This window comes from Mesorhizobium sp. (assembly GCF_005063415.1).
In the GTDB taxonomy this organism is placed as follows: domain Bacteria; phylum Pseudomonadota; class Alphaproteobacteria; order Rhizobiales; family Rhizobiaceae; genus Mesorhizobium.
Genome location: NZ_SUEG01000189.1, coordinates 1 through 8,663, shown reverse-complemented (window position 1 = coordinate 8,663; position 8,663 = coordinate 1). Strand labels below are relative to the sequence as shown.

Genomic DNA, 8,663 nt, shown 5'->3' with positions numbered 1-8,663 from the left:
CGGGAAGCCCGTACCGTCTCCAGCCGCGTCAGGCCGCTCGCCGGCTCATAGCGCGGCAGCCGCGATAGGCCGGAATCGATGACGACGCGCACGCCGTCGATGGTGATGGAGGTTTCGGCGATCGACGTCGCCAGCACGACCTTGCGGCGGCCGGGCGGCGCCGGCTTGATCGCCGCGTCCTGCGCCTTGTTGTCGAGCATGCCGTAGAGCGGCACGATGTCGGTAGCGGCGCCGACCTTGCCCGCCAGCCGCTTGGCGGTGCGCTCGATCTCGCGCTGGCCGGGCAGGAAAGCGAGCACGCTGCCCTCCTCCCCGGCAAGCGCCCAGCGGATCGCCCTGGCCATCGGGTCCTCGATGGCGACGCCCGCCGGCCGCTCGTCATAGCGGATGTCGACCGGGAAGGCGCGGCCTGCGCTCTCGATCACCGGCGCGCCGGACAGCAATCTTGCGACACGCGCGCCGTCGAGCGTCGCCGACATCACCAGCAATCTGAGGTCGGGCCTCAGCGCACTTTGCACGTCGAGCGCCAGCGCCAGCCCGAAATCGCCGTCGAGCGAGCGTTCGTGGAACTCGTCGAACAACACCGCCGCGACACCGGGCAGCTCGGGATCGTCGAGGATCATGCGGGACAGCACGCCTTCGGTGACGACGAGAATCCTGGTCTTTGCGGAAGTGCGGTTTTCCATGCGCATGGCATAGCCGACTGTTTCGCCGGGCTCTTGGCCGAGCAATTCGGCCATGCGGCGGGCGGCAGCGCGGGCGGCGAGGCGGCGCGGCTCGAGCAGAATGATCTTTCCGGCGCCGAGCCATTCAGCGTCGAGCAGCGCCAGTGGAACCAGCGTCGTCTTGCCGGCACCGGGCGGCGCCACCAGCACGGCGCTATTGCCATGGCCGAGCGCTTCATTGAGCGCCGGCAAGACAGCGGAGACCGGCAGTTCCGGCAAAGGCTTTGTCGTCATTGTCCCAAGGATGTGCAGCCAGTTGGCAGCGACCGCATATCAGCGGTGGCGGTCGCGGCGCAACCTCGGCACCGACTCAAAGCCTGGTCCGCGAAAACGGGTTCCAGCGCACGGTGCCGAGCCGCACCTCCTCGCGCACCATCGTCAGCAGACCGGAACCGCCGACCACGGCCAAGCCGACCAGCGACAGAAAATCCGGATATTCCCTGAAGAACAGCGCGCCCAGAACCACCGCCCAGACGATCTGCGAATAATGCGTTGGCGCGATGCGGTTGGCTGGTGCGTATTTGACCGCCAGCGGATGCAGCAGCTGGCCGCCGGCGGTAAAGGCGCCGGCCAGCACCAGCCACGCCCATTGCCTGCCATCCGGCAGGGAGAACGAGGTAGCCGCCGCACCGACGCCGTTGAAGAGCAGGCCGTAGCCGATCAGCACGCCGAGCATAGTCGTGCGCTTTTCCTGCGCGGCGAGCGAACGCATCAGGATGACATTGGTGGCGGCCAGGAAGGCGATGATGAACGCCGCCAGATGACCAAGATGCAACTCGCGAAACCCAGGCCTGACGACCAGCATGACCCCGGCAAAGCCGGCGACGACCGCCAGCCACCGCCATGGGCCGACCTTCTCCTTGAGGACCAGCGTGGCCAGGATGGTGACGAACAGCGGCGCCAGGAAGATCAGCGCATAGACTTCTGCCAGCGGGATTGTGGTGAAGGCGTAGACGCTGAGCACGCCGGAGGCGATGCCGGCCCAGGCGCGGGCCTGTACCGCCCAGGGCCGGGTCGTGCGCCAGAAATCGCGCCAGCGCTCGCCTGGCGGCCTGGCAAAGAGCAGAAAGCAGCCGGCAAACAATGTCGAGAAAAAGCCGATCTCGAAGACGTTGAACTGCCCGCCCAGGCTTTTGACAACGGCGTCGCTGCACGAATAGCTTGCATAGGCGATGAGAGCGAGCAGAATTCCGTTGGGCACGTTTTTACGTTTCCGGGAGAGATGAGAGTGAAGATACTGGCGCTTGGCGCGCATCCGGACGACATCGAGATCTTCATGTTCGGTACGATGGCGGCCTATGCCGCGCAAGGCGCAGAACTCTTTTTTGCCATAGCCACGGATGGCGCCAGGGGCGGCTACGGCGATCCGGCCGCGCTTGCCCGCACGCGCCGCAAAGAGGCGACGGCGGCGGCCGGCCTGCTTGGCGTGACGCCGCGCTTCCTCGACTTTCCCGATGGCGCGCTGGTGGCGGATGCCGCGCTGATCGGGGCGCTGAAGGCACTGATCGGCGAGATAGGGCCGGATCTGGCGATCACCCATGCGCCGAACGACTATCATGGCGACCACCGCGCGCTGTCGGATGGCATGCGCATCGCCGCATCATTCTCGGTGCCGGTGCTGCATGCCGACACGTTCGGCGGCACCGGGTTTTCGCCAACGCACTACGTCGATACCTCCACGCATTTCGATCTCAAGGCGGAAGCCATCCGGGCGCATCAGTCGCAGGATCCCGAGCGTTTCGTCGACGCGGCGCGCACGCAGAACGCCTTTCGCGCCGGCCAGTGCAACGGCCCAGCCGGATCGTTCGCCGAGGCCTTCCGCTTCGAGCCGGTCTTCCCCTTCGCCGATATCCGCGCGCTGCTGCCGCCGGCCCCAGTGATCCGTCCGGTGGCCGTCAGCAACAAGACGGTGACCTAGGCAGGTCGCCGCAACCTCTCACGTTGCTTTCCTATCCAGCATGCTGCGGTGCAGCAACGAATTCGCTTGCCTTGTTTAGTAAAAATTGCATCACTAAACAAATTACTAAACATCCGGTGCGCCGCCGCGTCGTTGTGTTTGGGCCCCGGAGGAGGGGTTTAGCGGGCTCTTGAAACCGTCATCCGGACGCGTTTCGCAAATGGGAGGAAGGCATGAAATCGACCTTGAAACTGACGTTGGGACTGGCATCGACACTCTTTGCGTCGACAGCCGTTTCGAATGTCGCGCAGGCAGAAGATCTGACGCTTTGCTGGGCAGCCTGGGACCCGGCCAACGCGCTTGTGGAATTGTCCAAGGACTTCACCAAGGAAACCGGCATCGGCATGAAATTCCAATTCGTGCCGTGGACCAACTATGCCGACCGCTTTCTCAACGAGCTGAATTCGCACGGCAAGCTGTGCGACCTGATCATCGGCGACAGCCAGTGGATCGGCGGTGCCGCCGAGAACGGCCACTACGTCAAGCTGAACGACTTCTTCGACAAGGAGAAGATCAGCATGGACGATTTCGTGCCGGCGACCGTCGTCGGCTACTCGGAATGGCCGAAGAACTCGCCGAATTACTGGGCGCTGCCGGCCATGGGCGACGTCGTCGGCTGGACTTACCGCAAGGACTGGTTCTCCAAGCCGGAGCTGCAGAAGGAATTCAAGGAAAAGTACGGCTGGGATCTTGGCCCGCCGACGACCTTCGACCAGCTGAAGCAGATCGCCGAATTCTTCCAGAAGCGCGACATCGACGGCAAGACCGTCTATGGCGCGTCGATCTACACCGAGCGCGGCTCGGAAGGCATCACCATGGGCGCCATGGACGTGCTCTACAGCTTCGGCTTCCAGTACGAAAACCCGAAAAAGCCCTACGAGATGGAAGCCTTCGTCAACTCCGATAAATCGGTGAAGGGCCTGGAGTTCTACAAAGCCCTCTACGATTGCTGCACCCCTCCCGGCGCCTCGAACAGCTACATGGGCGAAGGCGTCGATGCCTTCAAATCCGGCCAGGTGGCGATGCACATGAACTTCGCCTTCACCTGGCCAGGCCTGCAGAAGGATGAGAATGTCGGCGGCGACAAGATCGGCTATTTCGTCAATCCCAAAGGTCCGGACGGCGACCAGTTCGCCCAGCTCGGCGGCCAGGGCATCTCGGTGGTCTCCTATTCCGACAAGCAGGAAGCCGCGCTCAAATACATCAAATGGTTTGCCAACAAGGACGTGCAGTCCAAATGGTGGTCACTCGGCGGCTATTCCTGCCTCAACGCCGTTGTCAAGGACCCGGGCTTCCCGGCCAGCCAGCCCTACGCGCAGACCTTCCTCGACTCGATGGCCATCGTGAAGGACTTCTGGGCCGAGCCGAGCTACGCGCCGCTGCTGCAAGCGTCGCAGAAGCGCTTCCACGACTATGTCGTTGCCGGGCAAGGCTCGGCCAAGGATGCGCTCGACGGCCTCGTCAAGGACTGGACCGAGGTCTTCCAGGACGACGGCAAGATGTAAACGGCTCCTCCCGAGCCCATGACCGAACCGTCCCGTGCCACCCTTGGCACGGGACACAGTTCAGATAAATTCCATTGTCGAGACGAGCGAAGTGACCGAAGCAGGACTGACCATGCTCAATCGGACGGCGGACAGCGTTGCCCGGGCTACGCCGGAGCCGTTGGCCCGCAAGGTCCGGGGCATCAGCGACAAGGGCCTCGCCTGGCTGTTCATCTCGCCGACGATCCTGTTGCTTCTAGCCATCAATATCTTCCCGCTGTTCTGGGCAATCTATCTGTCCTTCACCAATTTTCGCGCCAATCGGCCCAACGAGGTTGTGAAGAACCTTGGGCTCGCGAACTACAAGCGCATCCTCGCCGACCAGGACATCTGGATCGCCATGCAGACGACGGCGCATTTCGTGTTCTGGACCATCCTGCTGCAGACGCTGATCGGCTTCACGCTGGCCTGGCTGATCGACCGCAAGTTTCGCGGCCACGCCTTCTGGACGACCATCATCCTGGTGCCGATGATGCTGTCGCCGGCGGTGGTCGGCAATTTCTGGCGCTTCCTCTACGAGCCGCAGATCGGGCTGTTCGCCTACGCCGTCTCGTTCGTCACCGGCATTCCGGCAACCGAGATCAGCATGCTCTCCAACGTGTCACTGGCGCCATGGTCGATCATCATCGTCGACACCTGGATGTGGACGCCTTACGTGATGCTGATCTGCCTCGCCGGCCTGCGCTCGATCCCCGAATACATCTACGAAGCGGCCGAGGTCGACCGCGCCTCCAACTGGCGGCAGTTCTGGTCGATCACACTGCCGATGGCGCTGCCCTTCATCATGCTGGCGGTGCTGTTTCGCGGCATTGAGAACTTCAAGATGTTCGACATGGTCAATTTGCTAACCGGCGGCGGGCCGGGATCGACCACCGAAGTGGCCTCGATCACGCTGAAGCGGCAGGCCTTCGAAAGCTGGCGGACGGGCTATTCCTCGGCCTTCGCCATCATCCTGTTCGTCGCGGTGTTTGGGCTGGCCAACATCTACGTCAAGGCGCTGAACAAGGTGAAGCAGAGATGAGCCTGACGTCAGCCCACTCCGTTGTAGCACCGTCGGCCACGTCGAAGCGCGTCGCCGGCACGATCATCGTCGCCTATGCGCTGATCTCGATCGTGCCGCTGCTGTGGATCTTCGCCACCAGCTTCAAGACGCCGCCCGATTCGATCGCTTACCCACCGAAGATCCTGTTCCAGCCCAGCGTTGAGGGCTACTGCAACCTGTTCACGACGCGGACAAGGCAGACGCCGGAATACATCAACTCGCTGGGGCCGGCGACGGGCCTTTGCGACGAGACGGTGCGCAAGCGCAACATGGTGATCGCCGGCCCATCGAACTTCATGCCGCGCTTCGTCAATTCGCTGATCATCGCTTTCGGCTCGACCTTTTGCGCGGTGTTCCTCGGCACGCTGTCGGCCTATGGTTTTTCGCGCTTCAAGGTACCGCTCGCCGACGACCTTCTGTTCTTCATCCTGTCGACGCGGATGATGCCGCCGATCGCCGTCGCGATTCCCATCTACCTGATGTACCGGGAGCTTGGCCTGTCGGACACGGCGCTAGGCATGATCCTGCTTTACACGGCCGTCAACGTGTCCTTGGCAGTGTGGCTGCTAAAAGGCTTCATCGACGAAATCCCGCGCGAATATGAAGAAGCGGCGATGATCGACGGCTATACGCGGCTGCAGGCGTTCTGGCGCACCGTGCTGCCGCAGGCGACCACCGGCATTGCCGCAACCGCCATATTCTGCCTGATCTTTGCCTGGAACGAATATGCCTTCGCCGCGCTGCTGACCTCGGGCACGGCGCAGACTGCGCCGCCCTTCATCCCGACCATCATCGGCGAAGGCGGCCAGGACTGGCCGGCGGTCGCTGCCGGCACGACGATCTTCCTGGTGCCGATCCTGGTCTTCACCATCCTGCTTCGCAAGCAATTGCTGCGCGGCATCACCTTTGGCGCGGTGCGCAAATGAACCTGACCGCAAAACGCAAATCGCGCTGGCCCGTTTGGGCCAGGCGCGGGCTGATGGAAAACGTCGCCACCGCGATCATCGCCATCGGCTTCCTGATGCTGTTCCAGCCCTTCGCACTGGCGCTCTACACCTATTCCTTCATCACCATGCTTGCCGGCACGGCGATGTTCATCATCGTCTCGAAATTTCCGGAGTAGACGATGGCCGAGATCAGGGTCGAACATCTGAGGAAGGCATTCGGCGATTTCGTCGCCGTGCAAGATTCCAACTTCGTCGTCGAGGACGGCGAATTCTTCGTCATGCTAGGGCCGTCGGGCTGCGGCAAGACGACGACGCTTCGTATGATCGCCGGGCTCGAACTGCCGACCGGCGGCAAGATCCTGCTTGGCGGCGAGGACGTCACCACGCGGCGTGCCCGCGAGCGCGACATTGCCTTCGTATTCCAGCTGTTCGCGCTCTATCCGCACATGAATGTGAGGAAGAACATCGGCTTTCCGCTGCTGGCGCAAGGCATGCCAGGCGCTGAAATCCGGAGCCGAGTGGAAGAGACGGCGAAGCTTTTGCGGATCGACCATCTGCTTAACAAATCCGTCTCCGGGCTAGCCGGTGGCGATCGCCAGCGCGTGGCGCTCGGCCGCGCGATCGTACGGCGGCCAAAGTGTTTCCTGATGGACGAGCCGCTCGGCACGCTCGACACCGAATTCCGCGACCTGATGGTCCATGAGCTGCGCGAACTGCACAACCGCATCCACGCCACCACCGTCTATGTCACGCATGACCAGATGGAAGCGATGTCGATGGCCGACAAGATCGCGGTGATGAACCACGGCGTCATCGAACAATTCGGCATGCCGCGCGAGATCTACGACCGGCCGGCGACGATGTTCGTCGCCGACTTCATCGGCTCGCCGCCGATGAATTTCCTCGGCTTCGGCGGCGGGCTTTCAAAGGGCGCCAGGGAAATTGTTGTGCAAGGCGCGAAGGTGGCCGTGCCGGAGGTGCGCGAGGATGTTGCGCCGGCCGAGATGGCGCTTGGCATCCGACCGGAGCACATCCGTTTCGACGACGCTTCGAAGCTGCGCGGCGCCATTTACGGCACGGAATATCTCGGCACCACTCAGATCGTGGCGGTCGAGACGGCAGACGGCATCATCAAGGCCAGGGTGCCGGCCGAAATCCGGCTCAATCCGGGCGACCATGTCGGCCTGGCGCTGAGCAGCGCGCGGCTGTCGCTGTTCGCAAAGGGATCCGGCCGTGCGGTGCGCACCGAAATCCATGACTCGGCCTCCAAGGGGAGAGCGCATCATGGCTGACGTTCACATCAAAGGCGTGACCAAGGCTTTTGGCGAGCATGTCGCCGTCGACAATCTCGACCTGCATATCGCCGACGGGGAATTCGTCGTGCTGCTTGGGCCGACCGGCGCCGGCAAGACGACGACGCTCAGGCTGATCGCTGGGCTGGAGCGGCCGGAAGCGGGCTCGATCCATATTGCCGGGCACGACACGACGACGCTGTCGCCGGCCGAGCGTGACACCGCTTTCGTGTTCCAGCAATATTCGCTCTATCCGCATCTGTCGGTTTACGACAACCTCGCCTTTCCGCTGCGCTCGCCGGCGCGGAAAATGCCGGAGGACCAGATCCGCCGCCGCGTCGAGGACGTGGCCAAGATGGTGCGCATCCACCACAAGCTGAATAATCGCTCGACCAAACTGTCGGGCGGCGAGATGCAGCGCGTCGCCATCGGCCGCGCTCTGGTGCGCAAACCGTCGATCTACCTGATGGACGAGCCGCTGTCGTCGCTCGACGCCAAGCTGCGCGCCGATCTCAGGCTCGAGCTGAAGCGCATCCAGGCCGAACTCGGCGCCACAATGCTCTACGTCACACACGACCAGATCGAAGCGATGACCATGGCCGACCGCATCGGCATTCTCGCCGACGGCGTGCTGGTGCAGATCGGTTCCCCGCGCACGATCTATTCTGAGCCGGCAAACCTTCACGTCGCGGCAAGGCTCGGCCAACCGGCCATCAATCTGTTGCCGGTCGGCTTGCTGCCGGATGGCGGCGCGCCGGCGGGAGCAAAGACGATCGGTGCGCGTACCGAACATCTTTCGATCGAGAAGGCCGCGAACGGCCATGCCGACGGCGTCGTCGATTGGGTCGAGCATCTCGGCGACCAGAACCACCTGCACGTGACGGTGGGGACCAGGAAGCTGGTGACGCTGACCGACCCCGACACCGACCTGGCGCAGGGCGACAAGATCATGATCCGCTATCGCTCGCCGCTGTATTTCGGCGCCGATGGGCGACGGCTGATGTGAGCGCTGCGCGAGTGTTTTCCTGGCACCTTTCAACCGGCAATTTCGGGCACCGGACTGGACCAATTCGATGAAGCATTTTTTCAATCGCAGGGATACGATCGTAACTGAGGCCCTGGACGGCTTTCTCGGCACGACCGGCGCCGGCGATCT

9 protein-coding genes are annotated in these 8,663 nt (G+C 63.0%); 7 read left to right on the top strand and 2 right to left on the bottom strand.

The genetic code is table 11. The features are described from left to right. The coding region (locus E5W70_RS28950; protein WP_292664716.1) for a DEAD/DEAH box helicase at nucleotides 1-959 on the bottom strand (959 nt) is incomplete at its 3' end. A gap of 76 nt (nucleotides 960-1,035) precedes the next feature. Beyond that, the gene (locus tag E5W70_RS28945) at nucleotides 1,036-1,926 is read right to left on the bottom strand and encodes a DMT family transporter (protein ID WP_292664715.1); all 891 of its coding nucleotides are present in this window, start codon (nucleotides 1,924-1,926) and stop codon (nucleotides 1,036-1,038) included. A 27-nt stretch (nucleotides 1,927-1,953) separates the two neighbouring features. Here E5W70_RS28945 and E5W70_RS28940 point away from each other — a divergent pair, with 27 nt between their 5' ends. From E5W70_RS28940 to E5W70_RS28910, 7 genes are all read left to right on the top strand, one after another. Continuing rightward, the gene (locus E5W70_RS28940) at nucleotides 1,954-2,643 is read left to right on the top strand and encodes a PIG-L deacetylase family protein (protein ID WP_292664714.1); all 690 of its coding nucleotides are present in this window, start codon (nucleotides 1,954-1,956) and stop codon (nucleotides 2,641-2,643) included. 212 nt (nucleotides 2,644-2,855) lie between these two features. After that, nucleotides 2,856-4,187 (top strand): ABC transporter substrate-binding protein, encoded by a 1,332-nt coding sequence (locus E5W70_RS28935; protein ID WP_292664713.1) that lies wholly within the window; start codon nucleotides 2,856-2,858, stop codon nucleotides 4,185-4,187. A gap of 112 nt (nucleotides 4,188-4,299) precedes the next feature. After that, complete coding sequence (locus E5W70_RS28930) at nucleotides 4,300-5,247, top strand: sugar ABC transporter permease (protein ID WP_031211681.1); 948 nt, start codon at nucleotides 4,300-4,302, stop codon at nucleotides 5,245-5,247. Continuing rightward, entirely contained in the window at nucleotides 5,244-6,194 is a 951-nt protein-coding gene (locus E5W70_RS28925) for a carbohydrate ABC transporter permease (protein ID WP_023717959.1), read from the top strand. The genes E5W70_RS28930 and E5W70_RS28925 overlap by 4 nt, the downstream gene beginning before the upstream one ends. After that, nucleotides 6,191-6,391, top strand: a complete 201-nt coding sequence (locus E5W70_RS28920) for a hypothetical protein (protein ID WP_023717960.1) — start codon at nucleotides 6,191-6,193, stop codon at nucleotides 6,389-6,391. The genes E5W70_RS28925 and E5W70_RS28920 overlap by 4 nt, the downstream gene beginning before the upstream one ends. 3 nt (nucleotides 6,392-6,394) lie before the next feature. Beyond that, nucleotides 6,395-7,507 (top strand): ABC transporter ATP-binding protein, encoded by a 1,113-nt coding sequence (locus E5W70_RS28915; protein ID WP_292664712.1) that lies wholly within the window; start codon nucleotides 6,395-6,397, stop codon nucleotides 7,505-7,507. Further along, a complete protein-coding gene (locus tag E5W70_RS28910) occupies nucleotides 7,500-8,513 on the top strand; it encodes an ABC transporter ATP-binding protein (protein WP_292664711.1) in 1,014 nt (337 codons plus the stop codon). Before E5W70_RS28915 ends, E5W70_RS28910 begins: the two co-directional genes overlap by 8 nt. The last annotated feature ends 150 nt before the right edge of the window (nucleotides 8,514-8,663 follow it).